Here is a 24459-nt window from a genome sequence, read left to right on the forward strand (position 1 = left end):
TTACGGCACTTTCGGTTCCAAAAGTGCCTGCCCGTGAACAGTAACCAGGAAATAACAACAGAATAAGAAGCGGTAAACGCAGGAGGGAATTATGAAATTCTTTATAAAAAAACTGATAACTCTCATTATCACATTGTTGGTCATATCCTTCCTGACGTTTACCGCTTTTTCTGTGATTCCGGGCGATGCGGCACTTTCCAGGCTGGGAAAGGACGCGACGGAAGAGCAGTTAGAGCGGGCGCGGGATGAGATGGGATTAAATGATCCACTTCTGGAGCGGTATGGAAGATGGGTGACCAATGCGATGCAGGGGGATTTCGGGGAGTCCTACCGGTATGAGGGAACCTCAGTCCGCTCCCTTCTGGCACAGCGGCTTCCGGTCACGGTGCTTCTGGCAGTCATTTCCCTGCTCATCATCACGGTGATTTCAGTTCCACTCGGAATCCTGAGTGCCCGGTTTGCCGGAAAATGGGTCGATACGCTGACGAACTGCCTGACGCAGATTCTGATGGCGGTGCCGTCATTTTTTCTCGGCATGATCCTGACCTACGTGTTTGGACTGATTCTTCATATGTTCCAGCCGGGTAAATTTATCGAACCGTCGGAAAATTTTGGAAAGTCTGCACAGTACCTTTTATTTCCGGCGCTCGCGGTGGCGCTGCCGAAGATTGCGATGGTGGTGAAATTCCTGCGAAGCTCGATTCTGACCGAGATGAACCGGGAATACGTGCGGACTGCCTACAGCCGCGGCAATACGGAAACGGCGGTATTGTACGGGCATGTGCTGAAAAATGCGATGATTCCGGTTGTGACGTTCTTTGCGATGGTAATCGCGGAGATCCTTGCCGGCAGCATCGTGGCGGAGCAGGTGTTCAGCGTGCCGGGAATCGGAAGACTTCTGATCAGCTCGATCTCCAACCGCGATTATCCGGTTGTGCAGGCGATCGTGCTGTACATCACATCGGTGGTCGTACTTATCAATTTTGCGGTTGATATGATTTATCAGGTTTTGGATCCGAGAGTCCGGACGGCGGAAGAATAGAGGGAAGACGAATGAAACGAAAGAATTATAATCTGATGATAGGGGGCGCGATCACGCTGTTCTTTCTGGCAGTTGCCCTGATCGGACAGTTCTGGACGCCGTATGGGACAACGACGATGGACTCCATGGCAGTCAATCTGGCGCCGTGTGCAGCACACCCGCTGGGAACGGATAACTTCGGGCGCGATATTTTGAGCCGTGTGATGGCGGGAAGCGGCAGCACTTTTTTTGTGGCAGTCTGCACGGTTCTGATCGGGTGTGTGTTTGGCACGATCGTCGGTGCGCTGACCGGCTATTTCGGCGGCTTTTTCGATAACCTGATCATGCGTTTCAATGATATCCTTTTATCGTTTCCGAGCATTCTTCTGGCGCTTATCTTCATCAGCCTGACGAAGCCGGGAAGCTACAACATCATTCTGGCGCTGGGAATCCTTTTTATCCCGAGTTTTGCCCGGATCGTCCGTAGTGAGGTGATACGGTGCCGGGAACTGGATTTTGTCAAGAGTGCGCGGATCCTTGGCGCAGGGCATATCCGGATTATTTTCGCCCATATTCTGCCGAATGCGGCGGTCAGCCTTTTGACGGCGGCGGCGATCGGATTTAACAATGCGGTGCTGGCTGAGGCGAGTATGAGTTATCTGGGACTGGGAATCCAGCCGCCGGAGCCGAGTCTCGGGAGAATGCTTTACGAAGCGCAGTCGTACCTGTTCAATGCGCCGTGGTACGCGATCGGACCGGGCGTGACGATCATCCTGATTATTCTGGGATTCAGCATGGTGAGCGAGGGACTGCGCTCGATGCAGCAGTAAGGAGGCGAAAAGATGGAACCATTGGTTGAGATAAAAAATCTGTCGATCCGTTTTCCAGAAGGAAATTCGACCTTTGAGGCAGTCAAGGGCATCAGCTTTTCGATCGGAAAAGGAGAGATCGTCGGAGTAGTCGGCGAGTCAGGGTCAGGAAAATCCATGAGTGCGCTGGCACTGATGGGGCTGCTTCCGAAGGACGCCGAGATTGCCTCCGGATCGCTCTGTTTTCAGGGAGAAGATCTGGTGACCATGAAACCGGAAAAGCGGAGACAGCTATGCGGCAGCAAAATGGCGATGGTCTTTCAGGAGCCGATGACCTCCTTAAATCCGGTATTGAAAATCGAACGGCAGGTCGGGGAAAGCCTGCGGATCCATACGAAACTCGGAAATGCTGAGATCCATGAACGGGTCGTGCAGGCACTCTCAGAAGTCGGTCTGCCGGACCCGGAGGGGCTGTGCGGTAAATACCCGCATGAACTTTCTGGCGGCATGCGCCAGCGTGTGATGATCGCGCAGGCGATGATCAATTCTCCGAGTCTTCTGATTGCGGATGAGCCGACGACAGCGTTAGACTGTGTCGTTCAGGCACAGATCCTGGAGCTTCTGCGGAATATCCACCGGACCAAGGGAACGTCGATTCTCTTTATTTCCCATGATCTGAATGTTGTGCGTGCGCTCTGCAGCCGTGTGATCGTGGTTTATAAGGGCGAGATCGTGGAAGAAGGGCAGACGGAAGACGTCCTTCTGCATCCGAAGCATGAATATACGCGCCATCTGGTGGCGTCGATTCCGGAGGGAGAAAAAGGGGAAAGCTCCGGCGGGGAGATCCTGCGCCTGACGGATTTGAACGTATTTTACGATGTGCGTGGCGGTCTGTTCCGCAAAAAAGGAAAAAAACACGTAATTCACGATCTGAACCTGTCGGCAAGAGAGGGAGAGATTGTGGGGATCGTGGGCGAGAGCGGCTGCGGCAAATCGACGCTCAGCAAGACGATCCTGGGACTTCACGACAATTATACGGGTGAGGTGAAGGTGCGTGACGGTGTCCGTCCGCAGATGGTATTTCAAGATCCGGCGGGATCGCTTAACCCGGCGCGGACGATCGGATGGATTCTGGAAGAACCGTTGCGCCTGCGCGGCATCAGAGACCGCGCAGAGCGCAGGCAGCTAGTGAAAGAAATGCTTGAAAATGTCGGACTGGACGAGTCCTTTGCGGCGCGCCATCCGAGAGAGCTTTCTGGCGGTCAGAAACAGCGCATCAGCATCGGCGTGGCCCTTCTCATGGATCCGCGCCTGGTGATCGCGGATGAGCCTGTTTCGGCGCTTGATGTGACGGTCCAGTCCCAGATTTTGAACCTGCTTTTGAAGCTGCACGCCGAAAAGCAGATGACCATCCTCTTTATTTCCCACGATCTGAACGTCGTGCGCGGGCTCTGCAGCCGTGTCATGGTCATTTACAGGGGTGTGATTGTGGAAGAAGGTCTGGCAGAAGAGATCTATGAGCATCCGGCGCACCCGTACACGAAACTTCTGCTGGAAGCGGCGATCGGCGGGGATACAATGGAACTGGATGCGGAGGCAGGAAAGCAGAGTGCGGAGCCGGAGAGAGACAGCCGGATGGAAAAACCGGAGCGGGGACAGACGAAAGGGAACCTTTTGGAAAATCAGGAAAAAGAGCGGTCCGTCCAGAATGCACCAAAGAAGATAGCGGGCAGTGGGGAGAAGTGTATCTTTTATGAGCGCTGTCCGAAGAGAAGAGAGGCGTGTGCCCATGTGCCGCTGTCACCGGAGGCAGTACAACTTTCAAGGACACACTGGGCGCGGTGTATTCAGATAGAAGCATAATCTGATAAGCTGAAATAGAGAAAAACGAAATAGCAGCCGAAAAAAGACAGACGGTTCAGCCTATGCCAGGGAAAGCGGCATGGCTTGAATCGTCTGTCAATGTTTTTTCCTGCGGTGGGAAATTAAAGTGCGCGGCTGCTCACTGGAAGAATCCTGCTGCCCCTGCTGTGCCTCACCGGAAAGCTGCAGCGGCTCCCGGCGGTGCCGGAGTGAATGGTAAAAAAGCCAGATCAGATCCACCAGGGCGATCAGAAACGCACATCCGGCTAATAGATGAAATACCTCATGCGTCAGAGCGGGATACGGCAGAGCGGATATGATATAAGGAGAAGTCATGTTCCGCAGGGAGCTCACCGTCCAGGAGAGACTGTCCGCCATCGTCTGGAGAAGCGATTCATAGGTATCCTCGTTCAGGCGGATCAAACGCCCGTTTAATGAAAGTGCTTTGCGTTCGGGCGGCTCTGGATAGCCGGAAGACGGATCGAGCAGATAGAAATGGCAGGTTCCATTTTCCAGAGAGTAATAATAATATCCGGTCTCTTTCTTTCCATCGTAGGCAGCGCACCCTGTATAATATAAGGAAGGAGCGTTCACCGAGACATAGGGCTGAGCCGGGTTATAAAAATCTTCAAACTTGCACTGGCTGTTTATCGGCCGCGGGGAGTGTGAATTTTCCCCGGCATTCTGCCACAGGAGCAGGATGGACGCGATCAGCACCAGCGCCGGAAGCCACATCTGCCGACGGTAAAAACGGCGGCTTTTGATGGGGGAATGTTTTTGTTTTTCAGTCAAATTTTTCATACGCTCTAGTATAGTCAGTTCTGCGTGGAACGTCAAGAGTTAGTGTATACGACAAAATCCTGCTGCCACCACGTTTTCTTACGGCACTTTCGGTTCCCAAAGTGCCTACCTGTAAACAATTACTCCATTCCTGGTCATCTGCGCGTGCTTTTTCAATTATTCTTGCAAACAGGGCGAAAAATTGCTATGATGGGAGTGCTGGCATCGGAAGGAGATTGTGCAGTAGGGGAAAGCTTTCGATGCATGGCAGTCATTTTTGCATTGGCAATATAGAAGGAGAGGCTAAATGGACGCTTACACGAGTTTTGCGGAAGTATATGATATGTTTATGGATAATATTCCCTATGAGGACTGGTGCGGGTACCTGACTTCTCTTTTAAAGGAATATGGGATCAATGATGGTCTGGTGCTGGATCTGGGATGCGGAACCGGCACGCTGACGGAGCTTCTGGCAAAGGAAGGCTATGATATGATCGGCGTGGATGTCTCGGAGGATATGCTGCAGGAAGCAATCGAAAAACGGGCAGAATCCGGGCTGCCAATTTTGTATTTATTGCAGGATATGCGCGAATTTGAATTGTACGGGACGGTCCGGGCGGTCGTGAGTATCTGCGATTCGCTGAATTATATTCTGGATTATGACGATCTGGCGCACGTATTTTCGCTGGTCAACAATTATCTGGATCCGAAGGGAATGTTCATTTTCGACCTGAACACGGAGGCAAAGTTTCAGGCAATGGGAAGTGAGACGATCGCGGAGGCGCGCGACGAGGGGAGCTTCATCTGGGAAAATGAGTATGATGAAGAGGAGAAAATTAACTCCTACGATCTGACGCTCTTTATCCGCGAGGGGGATGACTTATACCGCCGCTATCAGGAGACGCATTTTGAGCGCGCGTGGTCGTTGGACGAGATAAAAAAGGCGCTCACAGAGGCGGGCATGGAATTTGTGGCGGCGTATGACGCATTTACGAAGAACGCGCCGCGAAAAGAGAGCGACCGAATCTATGTGGTTGCGAGAGAACATGGAAAAGAGGTATAAATGATGGAAAAGATAAAAGCAGGTGAAATAACGGAACAGACCGGAGATTATATGCTCCGTGCGACGGCGGCGAATGGTCAGATCCGCGCATTTGCGGCGACTTCCCGCGATCTGGTGGAGAAAGCCAGACAGGCGCACAATACCAGCCCGGTGGCGACCGCAGCGCTGGGACGGCTGATGACGGCAGGGGTCATGATGGGGTCGATGATGAAAGCGGACAGTGATCTTTTAACCATCCGGATCGAGGGCGATGGTCCGATCGGCGGTCTGACGGTGACAGCTGATAAGAACGGCAATGTCAAGGGCTACGCGTTCCACCCGGAGGTAATGCTGCCGCCGAATGCGAAGGGCAAGCTGGATGTGGGCGGTGCGCTGGGAGTCGGCGTCTTAAGCGTAATCCAGGATATCGGTTTGAAAGAGCCGTATGTGGGACAGACGATCCTGGTAACGGGTGAGATTGCGGAAGATCTGACTTATTACTATGCGACCTCCGAGCAGACTCCGTCCTCCGTGGCACTGGGCGTTCTGATGAATAAAGAAAATACGGTGCGCCAGGCAGGCGGATTTATCATCCAGCTTCTTCCGGGAGCAGAGGAGGCGACGATCGCGGCACTTGAAAAGACGATCGGTGAGCTGGAGCCGGTGACGACGATGTTAAATAAGGGAATGACCCCGGAGGACATTCTGGAGCTGATTTTAGGACAATTTGGTCTGGAGATTCTGGATAAGATGCCGATTCAGTTTACCTGCAACTGCACCAAGAGCCGTGTAGAAAAGGCGCTGATCAGCATCGGCGGCAAGGAGCTGCAGGAGATGATCGACGAGGGCAAGAGCATCGAAGTCAACTGCCAGTTCTGCAACAAGCACTATGAATTTAGTGTGGATGAGCTGAAAAAACTGTACGAGAAAGCTAAGAAGTAAAAAGAAATGAGATAATAGATATGGCTGCTGTGCGGAAAAAGGATATTTGGATATGTTCCGCATGGCAGGACAGAAAAAAAGGTCACTGTTCACACATGTGTGAGCAGTGACGAAAAAAGGGATACTGCCGAAGCGGTATCCCTTTTTATAATCACTTTACTTAGATCAATATAACGTATTCGCAAAATATATATCAAACATATTTGGAAAACAGGTACACTGGAAAGTTGATGATTAAAGCTTGGTTACGTTAGTAGCCTGCGGTCCCTTAGCACCGTTAACAACTTCGAACTCTACCTGAGCGCCTTCCTCAAGAGACTTGAAGCCTTCCATGTTCAGTCCGGAGTAGTGAACGAATACATCGTTGCCCTGCTCGTCGCAGATAAATCCGTAACCTTTCTGGTTGTTGAACCACTTTACAGTACCTCTGTTCATATGATACCTCCAAAAAAATATAAAAAATAGTGATGGCCGCATGGATTTACGACCTGTTCCAAGAATAGCATAGTTTCATATTGATGTCAAACGTTTTCGCATAAAATTTCTGGAAATTCAGACATTTAAAAATGGTTAAATTTTTGTGGAAAATAAGGGCATTTGTTACTGTACACACATGTGTGCCCAGTAACGGGTATTTTCCAGAAAGCCGCGAAAGAAAGTGGGGTTGTCAAACCAGGATACGGGGGGTAAAATAGGAGGAAAGAAAAGGGGAAAGAGGTAGGAAAATGAATTATATTTACAATGCGTATCATCATTTTTTGACGATCACGAAACATAAATGCGAGGTCATGAAAAACTGCTTTGCGGTAGGGCTGTACCGCCAGGGACTTCTGCACGACCTGTCCAAGTATTCCTGGGAGGAATTTGCGACCGGCGTTAAATATTATCAGGGAAACCGCAGCCCAAATGCGGCGGAAAAAGAAGAAAAGGGCTATTCGGCGGCATGGCTGCACCACAAGGGACGCAACAAACATCATTTCGAATACTGGATCGATTTTGCACCGGACAAGTCCTGGGGGCTTGTCGGCAATAAAATGCCCCTTCGCTACCTGATCGAGATGGTAATGGACCGGATTGCCGCGTCGAAGGTTTATAAGGGAAAAGATTACACGGATGCGTGCGCGTGGCAATACTTTGAAAGAGGCAGAGATTTTGTCGTGATGCACCCGAGGACGAAGTACCAGCTGGAATATCTCCTCACGATGCTGAAAGAACAGGGCGAGGAGAGAACCTTTGCGTTCATCCGGGCGCTGCTTGCACGGGAGAGGGCGAAAGAACAGGCAGTCCGGAGAAAACGGATGGGACACGTGATCCGGGAGATAAGAGAGCGTGGACGGGTGCTGTAGTTTATAAGGACAATTCTCTCAGATAATTATGTAAGTACAGCACTGCCGTCTCTGGATCTGTGAAAAGCTGTTCTGTATACGGCACAAACAGCTGCTTACTCTTATAGTCTGCTTTCAGGCATTCATGCCACATCGGAGTGCCATCTGCAAGAAGCGGCTGCGGCACAAACAGCCCGGCTGCGCGGGTGTAGCACGTTTTGGCGGTTGCCTTCTTGCGGGCGGAGCGATCCACATACTGACCGACACTTTTGTGGATGGCGCAGTCCTCGTAGATCATATAGTAATAATTCTCATAATCGCTGTAAAATCGTTTCAGTTCCCCGGAATATAATGGAAGGTCGAGCGTCAGGCGGTTTCCTTCCGCCGACAGCTCCAGATCACCGATGGAAAACTGGAATCCGCTTGTCAGAGAGACGGGACTTTCATAGTGAAGCAGCAGGTGCTTTTCTGAGTTTCCGTCCGCATATGGGATATCACGGCTTTCTGAACCTTTGAAAGAAAAATCGCCGGTCAGAAAGTCCGGGTAGGCGAGAATCGGCAGAATCTGCGGCATTCCCTTTAAGTCATCCTCGTTATGGAGAATCAGAAGGTGCTTCAGCAGTTCAGAGTGCGTCTGTAAATATTCACCGTAAACCTCGATGAGCTGACCGCCGTTGTACTTATCTTCGCGGGCAATGCCGAGGAACTGCTCGATGCTTTTCTGTTTCAGATTTTCAAGTCCCAGCAATTTCTTTAATGGGCGTATTTTCTTATAAATATCAAAACTTTCAACTGCTTCAAAATTCCAGTCCTTTTTATAAAAAACACAGCGTTTCGTCAGAAATGGAACGTCAAACCCGTCGCCGTTGAAATGGACGAGGATGCGCTTTGTCCGGAGAAGTGCAAAAAAAGCGTCGAGAACCTCTTCTTCTGCATCCCTCGTCTCGGCAAAATACTGGGTCAGAATCCAGGTGTTTCCGTCGTGCCAGACGCAGCCGATCAGATAGACCGAGGCGTAGTCGCCGGAAAAGCCGGTCGTCTCGATATCGAAAAAAAGCAGATCGGAGATAGCTCCTAACCGTTTGGGCGGATAAGAGGAAGTAAAGGTCAGCGGATTTTGAATGGTGATCATTTGGCAGTATCCTCCTGTGTCAGTTTATAATGTCCGCCCCAGATCCGCATTGCGTCGGGGATTGGTTTCAGACTGTAGCCTATGGCGTTATTATAAATTTATCGGAAGTGAAAAGCAACCGTTTAAAATGATAAAACAATAACACACCCGGTATCGTGAAATATCCGTTCTGGCAGTTGAGTAAAAAGAAAAACAATTTGTAAACCTTCAGTGGTACAAGTTTGGCAATCTTTTTAAATTCCGATATACTAGAAAATGTCGGAAGTGACAGCGGGAAATGTGGTTGTACCAATATGGCAATTCGGGAATTTTTGGCGGAAAGACTGGCAGATTATGAGATCCCGCGCAAATTTGCCTTGCTAAAGGAGTTTTCAAAGACTGAAAGCGGAAAGATTCGTAAAAAAGAACTGTGAAAATTGCTTTTTCTTGTCGAAAAAAGAAAATGATTTATTGTGCAAAATGACAAAAGTGACGTTGACAAAATTGGAAAAGAGTGGTATATTTACATACAGCAATCAAACTATTTAATGTAACGGTTGTGAACGTGACCGGAGAGCTGCTTTCTGTGGGGGAAAAGCGGCTCTCTTTTTATATATGTTTGACTTTTTGTATAGTGACAGCTACAATAAATTCGTAACTGTTCAGTACCTTCACAGTCACGCGCAAAAATCCATTTAAAATTGCCTACGGCAATGGGATTTTTGCCTGCTGGTCCATGTTTTCGTACGGTCAGCGCAGTAAATGCGCAGACCTATTGAACAGTTGCTATGTTTTTAAAAATTATTTATAAGGGAGACAAACCATATGATAAGAGATGGCTTTATCCGGGTTGCCGCGTCAACGCCGGAAGTGAAGGTGGCAGATGTAGAGTACAACCGGGAACAGGTTTGTGAACAGATAGAGGAGGGGCGCAAAAAGAGCGCTTCGATTATGGTATTTCCAGAGCTGGTGCTGACGGGATATACGTGCGGTGAGCTGTTTATCCAGAAATCGCTGCTGGCGAAGGCAAAGGAAGAGCTTAGGAAGCTGATCGCCTTTACAGCTGGCGATTCAATGCTTGTATTTGTAGGACTTCCGTGGGAATACAACAATAAATTGTACAATGTGGCAGCGGCGATCCAGGATGGAAAACTGCTCGGTCTGGTTCCGAAGAGATGGATTCCAAACTATTCTGAATTTTATGAGGGACGTTATTTCAACCCGGGCTGGGAAAAGACAATCGAGGTTTCCTGGGACGGTTATCAGGTGCCAATGGGAATGAAGCTTTTATTTTCCTGTGACAATGTGGAAAATCTCGTCGTGGGGGCGGAGATCTGCGAGGACGTCTGGGTTTTAAATCCACCGAGTATTGCACACGCGTCGGCGGGGGCAACGGTGATCGTCAATTGTTCTGCCAGCGATGAGGTGACAGGCAAGAGCGAGTACCGCAGAAGTCTGATCAGCGGTCAGTCGGCGCGGCTGCTCTGTGCGTATATTTACGCCAATGCGGGCGAGGGAGAGTCTTCCCAGGATCTCGTTTTTGGCGGCCAGAATATTATCGCTGAGAATGGCAATATCCTGTCGGAGTCAGCGCGATTTGAGAATCAGACGATCTACGCAGATATCGATTTGGAACGTCTGGAATGTGAGCGCCGCCGGATGACGACCTATCAGACAGAAGGCCGTGAGGATTACCGGTTTGTAAGCTTTACGCTGGATCGGAAACCGCTTGCGCTGGAGCGCGCGATCGATCCGACCCCGTTTGTCCCACACGATGCGGGCAGCCGGAACCGCCGCTGCGAGGAGATCCTTTCGATCCAGGCGATGGGATTGAAAAAACGTCTCAAACATACCGGATGCCGCCATGCTGTCGTTGGTATTTCAGGCGGTCTGGATTCAACGCTGGCACTTTTAGTAACCGTGCGCGCCTTTGATCTGCTGGGAATTCCGCGTGAAAATATCCTGTCTGTGACGATGCCGTGCTTTGGTACGACTGACCGGACGTACCAGAATGCCTGCCAGCTCACGAAAAAGCTGGGTGCAACCTTGAAAGAAGTCGATATCCGAGAGGCAGTTACTATCCATTTCCGTGACATTGAGCAGGATCCGTCGGTTCATGATGTAACATATGAAAATTCACAGGCACGCCAGAGAACGCTGGTTCTGATGAACCTTGCCAATAAGATCGGCGGTCTAGTCATCGGTACCGGCGATATGTCGGAGCTGGCGCTTGGCTGGGCGACCTACAACGGCGATCATATGTCGATGTACGGTGTCAACTGCTCGGTTCCGAAGATGCTGGTGCGCCATCTGGTGCGCTATTATGCAGATACCTGTGGCGAGAAAGAGCTTTCTGATATTCTGCTGGATGTACTGGATACACCGGTCAGCCCGGAGCTTCTGCCGCCGGAGGAGGATGGAAAGATTGCACAGAAAACGGAGGATTTGGTTGGTCCTTATGAGCTGCATGATTTCTATCTCTACTATATATTAAGATTCGGCTACCGTCCGGGCAAGATTTACCGCCTGGCGCGTCAGGCATTTGACGGTGCTTATGATAAGGAAACGATCCTTAAATGGCTGAAGGTCTTCTACCGCCGTTTCTTCAACCAGCAGTTTAAGCGTTCCTGCCTGCCGGATGGTCCGAAGGTAGGTTCTGCTGCAGTATCGCCGCGCGGCGACCTGCGTATGCCGAGCGATGCGTGCAGCCGCCTGTGGCTGGAGGAGCTGGAAACACTGGATGAGGATTGCGTTTACGGAGTGCCGGAGACGAAAGCGGCAGGAGGCAGCCTGTGATCGCGAGCACGGGCAATGCCCGTGTCAGAGCGGTGACGGCGCTTGCAAAGAAAGCAAAAGCAAGACGGGAACAGGGCGTCTTTTTGGTGGAAGGTCCGAAGATGTTCGGGGAACTGCCGGTGGAGAAACGCCGCGAAGTCTATGTGTCGGAAAGCTTTCTGCGCCAACAGGGCGAAAGAGCGGAAAAACTGCTGGCAGGCTGCCGATATGAGACGGTGACGGATGAAGTCATGCGCCATATGTCGGACACCCAGACACCGCAGGGAATCCTGGCGGTAGCGGAACAGTTTTCCTATCAGCTCTCAGATGTGCTGAAAAATAGCCTGGACGGAAAGGCACCGGAGCTTGTGATTCTGGAGACGATGCAGGATCCGGGTAATCTGGGAACAATCCTGCGTGCCGGAGAGGGGGCGGGTGTGACAGGCATCATTCTTGACCGTGGTTCAGCTGATATTTACAGCCCGAAGGTCATCCGTTCCACGATGGGCTCGATCTACCGGGTGCCGTTTATCTACACGGACGACCTGCATCAGACGATCGGGGAAGTAAAAAAGCAGGGAATCCGCCTCTATGCGGCGCATTTAAAGGGGAAACATAACTACGAAGAAGAAAATTATACAGGTCCGTCCGGCTTCCTGATCGGAAATGAGGCAAATGGTCTGACCGAGGAGACGGCGGCGCTTGCTGACGCGTGGGTGAGGATTCCGATGGCTGGAAAGGTTGAATCCCTCAATGCAGCGGTGGCGGCTTCGGTGCTGCTGTTTGAGACGGCACGGCAGAGACGGCAGTAAATTGCATTTTTTGAAACAATGTTTTAAGCCGGATAGTTTGTGCAAATAGAGAGCTGTGAAGAAATAAATTGAATTGCAGATCGATATGTTCCATTAAGAAGTTTGTAATAAAACCGTAAGTTCAAAAACAGAGCTGATTGGTTGATAAATGTCAGAAAATATCGTATACTAGTTTTAAGATATCAGGGTCAAAAGACCTATATGGAAGGAGGGGATGACATGGCAGTATGGTGTGTCTGGCTGGCGGTGTTTGTAGTGTGTATCGGGCTGGAAGCAGCGTCGATGGCGCTGACTTCGATCTGGTTTGCTGGAGGCGCTCTGATTGCGTGTGTCCTGTCGATCGCGGGAGTGAATCTTTACATTCAGCTGGCAGTGTTTGTCGTTGTTTCATTCCTTCTTTTGTATTCAACAAGACCATTGGCACTCCGGTATATCAATCAGAAGACGGTGCGGACCAATGTGGACGCGCTGGTGGGTAAAAAAGCGCGGGTAACCGCAGAGATTGATAACGACGAGGCGAGAGGAACGGCGATGGTGTCCGGCCAGGAATGGACGGCACGCTCGGCGGATGGAAGCCGGATTCCGAGGGATACGATGGTACAGATTCAGGCGGTCAGCGGCGTCAAGCTGATTGTCAGCAAATGTAAGGAGGAGTAGGAAATATGGGAGCAGTTATCAGTTTTCTTGTCATTGCGATTGTGGTACTTCTGATTTTGTCATCCTGTATCCGGATCGTGCCGCAGGCACAGGCATTAGTTGTAGAGCGTCTGGGTGCTTATCTGGAGACATGGTCGGTTGGCGTGCATTTCAAGGTGCCGTTCATTGACCGCGTGGCAAAAAGAGTCATTTTAAAAGAGCAGGTTGTAGATTTTGCACCGCAGCCGGTTATCACGAAAGATAACGTTACGATGAAGATTGATACGGTTGTATTTTTCCAGATCACGGATCCGAAGCTGTTTGCTTATGGTGTTGAGAACCCGATCATGGCGATCGAGAACCTGACGGCGACCACCCTTCGAAATATCATCGGTGATCTCGAACTTGACCAGACCTTAACCTCCCGTGAGACGATCAACACGAAGATGCGAGCTGCACTCGATGTGGCGACAGACCCGTGGGGAATCAAGGTAAACCGTGTTGAGTTGAAAAATATCATTCCTCCGGCAGCTATTCAGGATGCGATGGAGAAACAGATGAAGGCAGAGCGTGAGCGCCGTGAGTCCATTCTCCGTGCCGAAGGCGAGAAGAAATCGACGATCCTGGTAGCCGAAGGTAAGAAAGAGTCCGCGATTCTGGAAGCAGAAGCAGAGAAGGAAGCGGCGATCCTGCGTGCAGAAGCACAGAAGGAAAAGATGATCCGCGAGGCAGAAGGTGAGGCGGAAGCGATCCTCAAAGTCCAGAAAGCGGAAGCAGACGGACTTCGCTTCATCAAGGAAGCAGGCGCGGACAATGCAGTGCTGCAGCTCAAGAGCCTGGAGGCATTTGCCAAAGCAGCGGACGGCAAGGCGACGAAGATCATCATCCCGTCCGAGATCCAGGGCATTGCCGGTCTGGTAAAGGGTCTGACGGAAGTTGGCACGGATGTTCAAAAGGCAGAGTAGCCGGGAGTGAGCGGCTCTAAGTTATAAAAAGAAGGTATAAGAAAAGGCTGATGGTTATGTAAAGCAGGAACCGCAGCCTTTTTCGATTTCTTTTTTGACAAGCCTGCGGACATTCGGTATAATATCCCATAGTGATATGTATACCCATATATGTTGATGAAAGGGTATATGCAAGAAGCTATGTGCTATATGAAGAATGAGGCTGTTGTTTGCGAATACGAATATAAGTAAGGAGTGGATGCGTTGAACCTGCAGGAAAAAAGAAAGAAAAGCGCGAATATCGCGTTTGCCCTGGATATGCTTCATATCGTAGTGGGTATATTGATCGTGATATTTGCGGTTCTTGCGTTTCTGAACCCGGATGAAAACCGGATTTTGTTTCCGGTAATCTTTCTTCTGGCGGCGGTACTGAATTTTGCCAATGGCTATGACCGCTATCGCCGGGGAAGGGGAAGAAAGCATCTGCGGACCGGCGGAATGATCCTGATGGCAGTGGGAGCAGGATTGTTCCTTTTATGTATTGTCAGTACACTTACAATATGGTGGGGGTAATAAAAGTGAAAACAGAAGTTTTGCGAATGTTAAAAGAAACGGATGATTACCTGTCCGGACAGGAGATCTGTGAGCGTTTAAATGTATCACGGACGGCAGTCTGGAAAGTTATCAAACAGTTGGAGACAGAAGGATATGAGATAGAGGCGGTCCGGAACCGCGGTTACCGGCTGCGTTTCCTGGGCGATGTTCTCAGCCAGGCAGAGCTGGAGAGCAGCATCGACAGCGAGTGGGCTGGAAAAAATATTTTATATTTTGACGAGACGGATTCAACCAATACCGAGATCAAGAAAGCGGCGGAGAAAGATGCCCCGCACGGTACGCTGGCAGTCGCGGATTATCAGTCGATGGGGAAGGGACGCCGCGGAAGAAGCTGGGCGGCGCCGCATGGCGTCGGCATCTGGATGAGCCTGCTTCTGCGCCCGGAGCTTCCTCCGACCTGCGCGTCGATGCTGACGCTGGTGGCGGCTCTGGCAGTTGCCGACGGGATTCGGGAGGTTTGTGATCTGGAGGCAAAGATCAAGTGGCCGAACGATATCGTCGTCAATGGAAAGAAGGTCTGTGGTATCCTGACCGAGATGAGCACGGAATTAGAGTGTATTAATTATATCGTGACTGGTATTGGTATCAACGTTGCAAATCACGAGTTCCCGGAGGAGATTCGGGATGTGGCAACGTCTCTGTATCTGGAGACAGGAAAAGAAGTGCGCCGCAGCCAGCTTATCGCCGCGATCATGCGTGCGTATGAGGGATATTATGATAAATTCATGGAAAACCAGAACCTGAAATCCCTGATGGACGTTTATAACAGCCGTCTGGCAAACTGCGGTACACAGGTGCGTGTCCTGTCTCCGGGCAATGAGTATACTGGAATGGCGCTCGGAATTGATGAGATGGGCGAACTGCTGGTCCGCACAGAAGACGGAAAAGTGTGCAAGGTGATCTCAGGAGAGGTATCTGTCCGGGGCATTTACGGATATGTATAAAGATTTTTATGCGTCGTTGAAGCCTTTAGAGGGGGAAATACCTTATGCGGAAGAAGAGAGGCTGGCGGCATCCGGCGCTCCATTGCTCTCCTGGTACCGGAAAAACCGGCGGCTCCTTCCGTGGCGGGAGAATCCGGAACCGTATTCGGTCTGGATTTCGGAGATCATGCTGCAGCAGACACGGGTAGAGGCGGTCAAACCGTACTTTGCCCGTTTTATGGAAGCACTCCCGGACATCACCTCGCTCGCGCAGGTGGACGAAGAGCGGCTTTTGAAGCTGTGGGAGGGACTTGGGTATTATTCCAGAGCCCGGAACCTAAAAAAGGCAGCGGTCTGCCTGATGGAAGACTACGGCGGTCAGATGCCTGCGTCGCGGGATGAGATATTGAAACTTCCGGGCATCGGAAGTTATACGGCCGGGGCAGTTGCGTCGATCGCGTATGATCTGCCGGCTCCGGCGCTGGATGGAAATGTGGTGCGTGTTCTGACACGCTTGTTTGCTGACCCACAGGACAGCACGAAGCCGGCGCTTCGAAAGGAATATGAGCGGCGCTTGGAGGCGGAACTTGTGCGCCGGACGGAGGAAAGAGATTCCTATTTGTCAGCCGGTGATGATGCCGGTGAGGTTTCCACGGCATCACGGTCAGAAGAGCTATTTCATCCGGGTGAATATAATCAGGCATGGATCGAGCTGGGCGCGCTTGTCTGCATCCCGGGCGGACGTCCGCTCTGTGAGAAGTGCCCGCTGGAATCCCTTTGTCTGGCGCACCGGCGGGGAGAGGAGGAGCAATATCCGGTCAAGCCGCCGAAAAAGCCGCGCCGGATCGAGGAAAAAACGGTCTGCCTGATTGAGTGGGAGGATACGGTGGCGATCCGCAAGCGCAGCAGCAAGGGATTGTTGGCGTCCCTCTACGAATATGTCAATCTGGACGGAAAAAAGAGTGCGGCAAAGGCAGCGAAAGAACTGGGGATCGCGGAGGCGGATATCAGGGAAACCGAGGATCTGCCGGATGCAGTCCACATTTTTTCCCATGTTGAATGGCATATGTGTGGACGCAGAATCCGCTTGAAACGGGCATCCGGCTATCAGGATAAAACAGTTTTGATGGTGCGCCGGGCGGAGCTGCAGGATCGCTATCCGATCCCCAATGCATTTCGCGTGTATACAAATATATTAATATGAAATACTGTTAGTGTGGGGAAACAGGAGAAATGGCGATTATGAAAAAAATGCTTTTTATCATCAATCCGAGATCTGGCAAAGAACAGATTCGAAGTCGTCTTCTTGAAATTTTAGATAGTTTTGTAAAGGCGGGCTATGGACCGTCTGTTTATATTACGCAGGGACCGAAGGACGCGGAGTATCAGGCGGCACGTGCGAAAACGAAGGAACTGGTCGTGTGCAGCGGCGGGGACGGTACGCTCAACGAGGTGGTATCGGGGCTGATGACGATCACCCCGGAAAAGCGTCCGGAGTTAGGATATATCCCGTCGGGTTCCACGAATGATTTCGCATCCAGTCTGGGACTTCCGAAAAATATGCGGAAAGCGGCGCAGACAGCTGCGCTGGGAAAACCATTTCTGGTGGATGTCGGTGTATTCGGCAAAAACCGGTATTTCGTCTATGTGGCGGCGTTCGGAGCATTTACGGAGGTATCCTATTCGACCCCGCAGGAGACGAAAAATATTTTGGGGCATCAGGCATATATGCTGGAAGCCATCAAACGCCTGACAGGGCTTAAATCCTACCGGATGCGCCTTACGTGGGAACATCTGGGGGAGCAGAGAGAATTGGAAGAGGAATTTATTCTGGGAATGGTGACCAATACGACCTCGATCGGAGGTTTTAAAGGACTGGTTGGTATGGACGTGGCGCTGGATGACGGGGAGTTTGAGGTGCTTCTGGTCCGGAAACCGCGCACGCCGCTTGACATTGCAAGTATTGCTGCTTATCTGATTCAGAGAGAGGGCGAAAATGAATGCGTATTCAAGTTCCGCACCTCGAAACTGACGGTACAGTCGGAGGAGCTGGTGGACTGGTCGCTGGACGGTGAGTTTGGTGGAAGTCAGACAGAGGTCGTGATTGAAAATAAACCAAGAGAGATTGCGATCAGGGTGCCTGAAGTTACTGTTCGCGGATAGGCACTTTTGGAACCGAAAGTGCCGTAAGAAAACGTGGTGGCAGCAGGAATTTGCCGTATTTAAATGCGAAGCCACGGCAAATTGCGTTACTGGGCATGTATGCGTGAACAGTAACTGCCTAAATAGAAATAGATCGAAAAATTTCGAAAATTGTTGAAAAATAGAATTTAATCGTATATAATGTACTTTCGGGATATTGCAGGGAAAGGTGCAGGGAAATAAAAGCACACAAACAATCGAGGGACAATATCACGTTAGATATAAAGAAACTTCTAAGCGAAATAAATCGAAAGGACGTTAATTCGTGGAGAAAGAAAATTTTTTAGGTAAGTTAAGGAAACTGGTAGAGTTAGCAAAGTCCAAGCAGAACGCGCTGGACGTGACAGAGATCAATAACTTTTTTATGGGCGATAATCTGCAGACAGAGCAGATGGAGCAGATTTACAATTATCTGGAGCAGAATAATATTGATGTCATTCCGGAGGTGATCGATGATTCGATCCTCAAGGAAAATGATTCGATGCTCGATGATGATGTGGATGATGAATTCCTCAAGAACGAGGAAGAGGATATCGATCTGGATGCGATCGATCTGTTAGAGGGAATCGGCACGGAAGATCCGGTCCGCATGTACCTGAAAGAGATCGGTACCGTTCCGCTTTTGAGCGCGGAGGAGGAGATCCGCCTTGCAAAGCGCAAAGCAGAGGGTGATGTGAATGCAAAAGAGCGCCTGATTGAGGCAAACCTGCGCCTGGTTGTCAGCATTGCAAAGCGCTATACAGGACGCGGCATGAGCTTCCTGGATCTGGTTCAGGAAGGCAATCTGGGTCTTATTAAGGGCGTTGAGAAGTTTGATTATACAAAGGGTTATAAGTTAAGTACATATGCGACCTGGTGGATTCGTCAGTCTGTTACAAGGGCTCTGGCGGATCAGGCGAGAACTATCCGTGTCCCGGTGCATATGGTAGAGACGATCAACAAGATGTCCAAGATGCAGCGTAAGCTGACGCTGGAACTGGGCTATGAGCCGTCGGTGGCAGAGCTTTCCGAGGCGCTTGGCATGTCCGAAGATAAGGTCATGGAGATCATGCAGATCGCACGTGAGCCAGCTTCCCTGGAAACCCCGATCGGTGAGGAAGACGATTCCAATCTGGGTGATTTCGTAGCGGACGGCAACGTGGTAACGCCGGAAGGGAATGTAGAATCTGTTATGCTGCGTGAGCATATCGATGCATTGCTTGGAGACCTGAAGGAGAGAGAGCGTCAGGTTATTATTCTCCGGTTTGGTCTGGAGGACGGACATCCGAGAACCCTGGAAGAGGTCGGAAAAGCATTCAACGTAACGAGAGAGCGTATCCGCCAGATCGAGGCAAAAGCACTTCGTAAATTAAGAAATCCGGTCCGGAGCAAACGGATTCGCGATTTCCTGTAAGAGTTGTATCATTTTGATAAAAAGGGGAATTTGTTTGGAATTTCCTGAAAGGTTTAATAAAAAGATAAAGCAGTTTGTACCCGTCCGTGGGTACAGGCTGCTTTTTCAAGTTTTGAAGAATATGAATTATTGTGCATATCTTCATATGACGTCTAAGGATGGAAATGATGTTTGTCAGGAAAGAAGCGTTTCGGATAGAAGTATCGTGTGCTGGATGGAAAATGCACGGACAGATGGGAATTTATAGAAAGAGGAGAGAAAAATGTCGGAACCAATGAAAAATCCGCCAGCCAGAAAGACACAGACGGCGAAACGGAATTATCAGAAAGAAATGGAAAAAGTGCTGGATGCAGCAGTCCGGGACGGCAGAGTTCCGACTTTATTTCTCCACAGCTGTTGTGCGCCGTGCAGCAGCTACGTGCTGGAATATCTGTCGCAGTATTTTTCAATTACGGTGTTCTACTACAATCCGAATATTTCACCGAAGGAGGAATATGAGGCGCGCACGGAGGAGGTACAACGGCTGATCCGGGAGCTTCCAGCGGTGCATCCGATCCGGTTTGTAGAAGGAAAATACGACCCGGAATGCTACTATGAGGCAGTCCGGGGGCATGAGAAGGATCCGGAGGGCGGCGAGCGCTGCGGTATTTGTTTTGAGATGCGCCTCCGGGAAGCGGCGAAGCTGGCAGCCGAGGGCGGCTATGACTGGTTCACGACGACCCTCACGATCAGTCCGCTCAAAAATGCCGGGCGCCTCAATACGATCGGGCAGGCGATGGGAGAAGAGTATCATGTGGCATTTCTGCCGTCGGATTTCAAGAAAAAAGAGGGATATAAGCGCTCGATCGAGCTGTCGGCGCAGTATCATCTATACCGGCAGAATTACTGCGGATGCGTGTTCTCGAAGCAGGAGCGTGAAGAGCAGATGCAGAAGGAGAGGCAGGAAACATCGTGATTTGCGGGGCGATATGTTTGGTTGAAGATGAGTTTGTATGGATGATTGCCTGTAGCTGTGAAAGTATGAAACGGCTGTGAGGGGAAAAAAGTGGTACTGTTCACAGGTAGGCACTTTTGGAACCGAAAGTGCCGTAAGAAAACGTGGTGGCAGCAGGAATTTGCCGTATTTAAATGCGAAGCCACGGCAAATTCCGTTACTGAGCACGTATGCGTGAACAGTAACAAAAAAGTTACAAGAAAAGATGGAAACAGAAAGGAAGAAACGCAATGTACCGCTTATGTATATTTGATTTGGATGGAACTCTTTTAAATACGGTTTATGCGCTGACTTATGTGACAAATTTAACATTGGATGCATTCGGACTGCGCCATGTTACACCGGAGGAAACGAAACGGATCGTGGGAAATGGATACCGGATGCAGATGAAGCGCGCGCTGGTGCTGGCGGGGGATGAGAAGCTGGTTCATTATGAAGCGTCGCTTCCGATTTATATGGAGAATTTCTCTAAATACTGCCTGAAAGACGTAGAGCCATATGACGGTATCCGGGAACTGCTGGCGTCGTTAAAAGAGATGGGTGTACATGTGGCTGTCCTTTCGAACAAGCCGCATGAGCAGGCAATTGTGAATATTGAGACATTCTTTGGGAAAGGATATTTTGATGTGGTGCGCGGCGAGCAGGCGGGAACGCCGAAAAAACCGGCTCCAGACGGGGCGTTCGCCATCTGCCGGGAACTGGGTATAAAACAGGAAGAGTGTCTGTATCTGGGCGATACGAATACAGATATGGAAACTGGGCTGAATGCCGGAATGGACACGGTCGGCGTGCTCTGGGGCTTCCGTGACCGGGAAGAGCTGGAAAGCTGCCATCCGCAGTATATTGTGGCACATCCGTTGGAAGTAGCGGAGATTGTGAAGAAAAAGAATGAGTCACATGGAAGAATGGAGTAGTGTCTGTGTTTGTTCATAGCTGTGAAAAGAGAAACAGTTGTGAAAGAAAATGATATTTGAAATAGTAATTCGAAATGTTTATTGAAAAACATTTACTGAATATAGAAGAAGTTAAGGGTAAAAAAGAAATATGGTAAAACACAAGAATGGATTTAAATGTAAATGGATATCATGGATGCTTGCTTTTTTGATTGCCTTTTCCTGTGTTCTTACAGCGTGTACGCCACGGCGGGGAACTGCATCGTCTGATTCATCGTCGAATCCGTTAAAAGGGGCAGATGCGTCTGGTGATACGCGCTTAAACGTTGTGACGACGCTATTTCCGTATTACGATTTTCTCCGGCAGATTGCCGGGGATTCGATCCGGCTGACGATGGTTGTTCCGGCGGGCATGGACAGCCATTCGTTCGAGCCGACGCCGGCGGACATGATCACGATCCAGAATGCAGATCTGTTAGTCTGCAACGGCGGTACGATGGAACAGTGGCTTTCGCAGGTGCTTGATTCCTTCGGGGAAGGTACCGGACCGAAGCGCGTCGTGACGATGATGGACTGCGTGGATGTAGTGCAGGAGGAGATCGTCGAGGGCATGGAAGATGGAGAGGCGCACGATCATGGACATACGCATGTTCATGCGGATGGAACAGTTCATGCGGGTAATCACGATCATGAGTCGGAAGATCATGCTCACAGTGAAGAAGAACATGAGCCAGAGAACCATGTTTACAGTGAAGAAGAACACGACACAGAAGAGCATATTCACAGCGAGGATGAGCATGATATGGAAGATGTGGCGGTTCATGATGAAGATCACGCTCAAGAGTATCTGGATGAGGACGATGGTCACGGCGTCGAGATTGAATATGACGAGCACATCTGGACATCCCCGGTCAATGCGAAAAAGCTGGCCGGCGTGCTGGCGGAGGTGCTGGCACAGGAAGATCCGGCGCACGCGGCTTCCTATGCGGAAAACTGCGCGTCCTATCAGGATAAATTGACGGAATTGGATGCAGAATTCAGAGAAGTTGTCTCCCATGCCAAGCGCCGTCTCGTCGTTTTCGGTGATAAATTTCCACTCCGGTACTTTTTCGATGAGTATGGGCTGGAATACAGGGCGGCATTTTCAGGATGCAGTACGGATACGGAGCCGAGTGCCAAGACCATCGCCTACCTGATCGATAAGGTGCGGGAGGAACAGATACCAGCCGTCTATTACCTGGAGCTTTCCAGCCCGCGCGTGGCGGAGATCATCGGGGAAGAGACGGGCGCGGAACCACTGTTGTTCCACTCCTGCCACAATGTGACGAGACACCAGTTTGATTCGGGCGTTACCTATCTGGAATTGATGGAGCAGAACGTAAAGAACTTGAAAAAGGGATTGTCATAAAAAGAATAGATGATTATGGGAAAAAGTCTTTAGCCATGGTGAATGTTTATGACAATAGAAGAGTAGAGCAGTAGTGAAAGGAATTATAGATGGGATTACTCTTAAAATGTGAGCATGTAGGTTTTGGTTATGAAAACCAGGATGCGGTGCTGGATGTGAACCTGGAGGTAAATGAGGGCGATTACATCTGCATTGTCGGGGAAAATGGTTCGGGAAAAAGTACCCTGATGAAGGGCATTCTGGGACTTTTAAAACCGACTTCGGGCAGGATTGAATATTCAGAAGAATTAAAAAAAGCCGGTATTGGTTACCTGCCGCAGCAGACCGACGCGCAGAAGGACTTTCCAGCGACTGTGTTTGAGGTGGTTATCTCCGGGTGCCTGGGAAAACGCGGCAGCCGCCCGTTTTATTCGATGAAAGAAAAGAAAGAGGCGCGGGCAAATCTGGATCGTTTGGGAATCCGAGATCTGGAAAAAAGCTGTTTCAGAGAGCTTTCCGGCGGTCAGAAACAGCGTGTTCTGATCGCGCGGGCGCTCTGTGCGACGGATAAGCTGCTGATTCTCGATGAGCCGATCACGGGACTCGATCCGTCGGCGATTCTGGACTTTTACCAGCTGATCCGGAAACTGAATCAGGAAGAAAAGGTTGCAATCCTGATGGTTTCCCATGATATGGCAAATATTGTGCATCAGGGAGGAAAAATTTTGCAGATGCGGCAGAAGCCGCTGTTCTGGGGTACGATGAAAGAATATGTGAAGAGTGAGATTGCTCATTCTTTCCTGGGACGGGAAGAGCTGGCAACTCTGGGGCACAGATGCGGAGTGCCGATGCAGAAGGATGGAATCAGGAAGATGCAGAAGCCGGAAATGGGTTCGGAAACTGATTCTGAAACGAAACAGCATTTGAAAGACAGAAATGCGGAGAAGGAGGTGTAGAAGATGGGAATTATATCTGAAATGTTATCATACCCGTTTATGGTGCGGGCGCTGATCGGCGGTCTTTTAGTCTCTCTCTGCGCCTCTCTGCTGGGTGTCAGCCTGGTGCTCAAACGCTACTCAATGATTGGAGACGGTTTATCCCATGTTTCGTTCGGATCCCTTTCGATTGCACTGGCGGCAGGCTGGTCACCTTTAAAGGTTTCGATTCCGGTGGTCGTGCTGGCGGCATTTTTCCTGCTGCGGCTCACAGAACATGGAAAAGTAAAGAGTGACGCTGCGATTGCGATGATCTCGGCCAGTGCGCTTGCAATCGGTATTATCGTAACTTCCCTGACAACCGGTATGACGACCGATGTCAGCAGCTATATGTTTGGAAGCATTCTCGCGATGAGCCGGGAAGATGTCCAGTTTGCGGCGGTGCTTTCCATGGTGGTGCTTGGATTATATCTTTTTTGCTATAACAAAGTATTTGCGGTTACCTTTGATGAAAGCTTTGCCAAGGCGACCGGCGTCAATGTGTCGCTCTATAACGTGCTGATAGCGGTTCTGACCGCGATCACGATCGTGATTGGAATGCGGATGATGGGCGCGATGCTGATCTCCAGTCTGATTATTTTCCCGGCGCTGACCTCTATGCGGGTGTTCAAGAGCTTCCGGGGGGTGGTCATCGCATCGGGGATTCTGTCGCTGATCTGTTTCTTTGGAGGAATGGTGATGTCCTACACGTACTCAACACCGGCGGGCGCGAGCGTTGTTGTGGTGGATCTGGCGGCGTTTCTGCTCTTTTCGCTGATACAGAGAGGGATATCTGCTACTGCCCGCAAATAGGATGTTTTTTGTAGAACATACACATTCTGTATGCTCATGTTTCTGTTCACGGGTAGGCACTTTTGGAACCGAAAGTGCCGTAAGAAAACGTGGTGGCAGCAGGAATTTGCCGGGGAGTGGTTGACAAATAAAATGGCTTGCGGTTATAATAATATCCGGTTGCCGGAATGGGCAGATCGCCAGCAAAAGCTTGCAGAGTTGCTGG

22 protein-coding genes and 1 pseudogene are annotated in these 24459 nt (G+C 50.3%); 20 read left to right on the plus strand and 3 right to left on the minus strand.

Features of this window, described 5'->3' with window-relative positions:
• The first annotated feature begins 91 nt into the window (after positions 1–91).
• From DXD12_RS00730 to DXD12_RS00740, 3 genes are read left to right on the plus strand one after another with little or no spacing between them, the layout of a single operon-like run.
• Complete coding sequence (locus tag DXD12_RS00730) at positions 92–1042, plus strand: ABC transporter permease (protein ID WP_117796410.1); 951 nt, start codon at positions 92–94, stop codon at positions 1040–1042.
• 11 nt (positions 1043–1053) lie between these two features.
• Positions 1054–1851, plus strand: coding sequence for an ABC transporter permease (locus DXD12_RS00735; protein ID WP_107000170.1), 798 nt, complete (start codon positions 1054–1056; stop codon positions 1849–1851).
• 12 nt (positions 1852–1863) lie between these two features.
• A complete protein-coding gene (locus tag DXD12_RS00740) occupies positions 1864–3693 on the plus strand; it encodes an ABC transporter ATP-binding protein (protein ID WP_118628660.1) in 1830 nt (609 codons plus the stop codon).
• A 96-nt stretch (positions 3694–3789) separates the two neighbouring features.
• Here DXD12_RS00740 and DXD12_RS00745 read toward each other — a convergent pair whose 3' ends face one another.
• Positions 3790–4494, minus strand: a complete 705-nt coding sequence (locus tag DXD12_RS00745; RefSeq protein ID WP_107000168.1) for a hypothetical protein — start codon at positions 4492–4494, stop codon at positions 3790–3792.
• Positions 4495–4780: 286 nt separating this feature from the next.
• Between DXD12_RS00745 and DXD12_RS00750 the strand changes: the two genes are divergently transcribed.
• Both DXD12_RS00750 and hslO read left to right on the plus strand, forming a co-directional pair.
• Entirely contained in the window at positions 4781–5536 is a 756-nt protein-coding gene (locus DXD12_RS00750) for a class I SAM-dependent methyltransferase (protein ID WP_118636997.1), read from the plus strand.
• Positions 5537–6457 carry an Hsp33 family molecular chaperone HslO gene (gene hslO / locus DXD12_RS00755; RefSeq protein ID WP_347561353.1) on the plus strand — a complete coding sequence of 307 codons (921 nt, stop codon included), beginning with the start codon at positions 5537–5539 and terminating at the stop codon, positions 6455–6457.
• 234 nt (positions 6458–6691) lie between these two features.
• On the opposite strand, the gene DXD12_RS00760 is transcribed toward hslO, so the two are convergent.
• Positions 6692–6892, minus strand: coding sequence for a cold shock domain-containing protein (locus DXD12_RS00760; protein ID WP_022359797.1), 201 nt, complete (start codon positions 6890–6892; stop codon positions 6692–6694).
• Between the two features lie 290 nt (positions 6893–7182).
• On the opposite strand from DXD12_RS00760, the gene DXD12_RS00765 reads away from it, so the two are divergent.
• The gene (locus DXD12_RS00765; RefSeq protein WP_243105319.1) at positions 7183–7803 is read left to right on the plus strand and encodes a DUF5662 family protein; all 621 of its coding nucleotides are present in this window, start codon (positions 7183–7185) and stop codon (positions 7801–7803) included.
• 1 nt (position 7804) lies between these two features.
• Here DXD12_RS00765 and DXD12_RS00770 read toward each other — a convergent pair whose 3' ends face one another.
• Complete coding sequence (locus DXD12_RS00770) at positions 7805–8914, minus strand: ribonuclease H-like domain-containing protein (protein WP_118636999.1); 1110 nt, start codon at positions 8912–8914, stop codon at positions 7805–7807.
• Positions 8915–9721: 807 nt separating this feature from the next.
• Here DXD12_RS00770 and DXD12_RS00775 point away from each other — a divergent pair.
• The 14 genes and pseudogenes from DXD12_RS00775 (at position 9722) to DXD12_RS00840 (ending at position 24254) form a co-directional block, all read left to right on the plus strand.
• The gene (locus tag DXD12_RS00775) at positions 9722–11689 is read left to right on the plus strand and encodes an NAD(+) synthase (protein WP_182457020.1); all 1968 of its coding nucleotides are present in this window, start codon (positions 9722–9724) and stop codon (positions 11687–11689) included.
• Entirely contained in the window at positions 11686–12480 is a 795-nt protein-coding gene (locus DXD12_RS00780; protein ID WP_118637003.1) for an RNA methyltransferase, read from the plus strand. Before DXD12_RS00775 ends, DXD12_RS00780 begins: the two co-directional genes overlap by 4 nt.
• A 219-nt stretch (positions 12481–12699) precedes the next feature.
• Positions 12700–13137: an NfeD family protein gene (locus tag DXD12_RS00785; RefSeq protein WP_118481789.1), complete on the plus strand. Its 438-nt coding sequence runs from the start codon at positions 12700–12702 to the stop codon at positions 13135–13137.
• Positions 13138–13142: 5 nt separating this feature from the next.
• Positions 13143–14081: an SPFH domain-containing protein gene (locus DXD12_RS00790; RefSeq protein WP_022359803.1), complete on the plus strand. Its 939-nt coding sequence runs from the start codon at positions 13143–13145 to the stop codon at positions 14079–14081.
• Between the two features lie 243 nt (positions 14082–14324).
• Entirely contained in the window at positions 14325–14633 is a 309-nt protein-coding gene (locus tag DXD12_RS00795; RefSeq protein ID WP_022359804.1) for a DUF6637 family protein, read from the plus strand.
• Between the two features lie 5 nt (positions 14634–14638).
• Positions 14639–15619, plus strand: a complete 981-nt coding sequence (locus DXD12_RS00800) for a biotin--[acetyl-CoA-carboxylase] ligase (protein ID WP_118538260.1) — start codon at positions 14639–14641, stop codon at positions 15617–15619.
• On the plus strand, positions 15612–16802 hold the full coding sequence (locus DXD12_RS00805) for an A/G-specific adenine glycosylase (RefSeq protein ID WP_118637005.1): 1191 nt from the start codon (positions 15612–15614) through the stop codon (positions 16800–16802). Before DXD12_RS00800 ends, DXD12_RS00805 begins: the two co-directional genes overlap by 8 nt.
• A 38-nt stretch (positions 16803–16840) precedes the next feature.
• Entirely contained in the window at positions 16841–17761 is a 921-nt protein-coding gene (locus DXD12_RS00810; RefSeq protein ID WP_107000161.1) for a YegS/Rv2252/BmrU family lipid kinase, read from the plus strand.
• A 304-nt stretch (positions 17762–18065) separates the two neighbouring features.
• Positions 18066–19193 carry an RNA polymerase sigma factor RpoD gene (rpoD, locus tag DXD12_RS00815; protein ID WP_022359808.1) on the plus strand — a complete coding sequence of 376 codons (1128 nt, stop codon included), beginning with the start codon at positions 18066–18068 and terminating at the stop codon, positions 19191–19193.
• A 262-nt stretch (positions 19194–19455) separates the two neighbouring features.
• The gene (locus DXD12_RS00820) at positions 19456–20148 is read left to right on the plus strand and encodes an epoxyqueuosine reductase QueH (protein ID WP_118637007.1); all 693 of its coding nucleotides are present in this window, start codon (positions 19456–19458) and stop codon (positions 20146–20148) included.
• 269 nt (positions 20149–20417) lie between these two features.
• Positions 20418–21101: an HAD family hydrolase gene (locus DXD12_RS00825; RefSeq protein WP_118637009.1), complete on the plus strand. Its 684-nt coding sequence runs from the start codon at positions 20418–20420 to the stop codon at positions 21099–21101.
• Positions 21102–21276: 175 nt separating this feature from the next.
• The gene (locus DXD12_RS00830) at positions 21277–22488 is read left to right on the plus strand and encodes a metal ABC transporter substrate-binding protein (protein WP_182457022.1); all 1212 of its coding nucleotides are present in this window, start codon (positions 21277–21279) and stop codon (positions 22486–22488) included.
• 89 nt (positions 22489–22577) lie between these two features.
• Positions 22578–23279 (plus strand): annotated as a pseudogene (locus DXD12_RS00835) (ABC transporter ATP-binding protein); the annotation flags it as partial.
• A gap of 147 nt (positions 23280–23426) precedes the next feature.
• A complete protein-coding gene (locus DXD12_RS00840; RefSeq protein WP_118637013.1) occupies positions 23427–24254 on the plus strand; it encodes a metal ABC transporter permease in 828 nt (275 codons plus the stop codon).
• The last annotated feature ends 205 nt before the right edge of the window (positions 24255–24459 follow it).

It is taken from the genome of Clostridium sp. TF11-13AC (assembly GCF_003481065.1).
In the GTDB taxonomy this organism is placed as follows: domain Bacteria; phylum Bacillota; class Clostridia; order Lachnospirales; family Lachnospiraceae; genus Otoolea; species Otoolea fessa.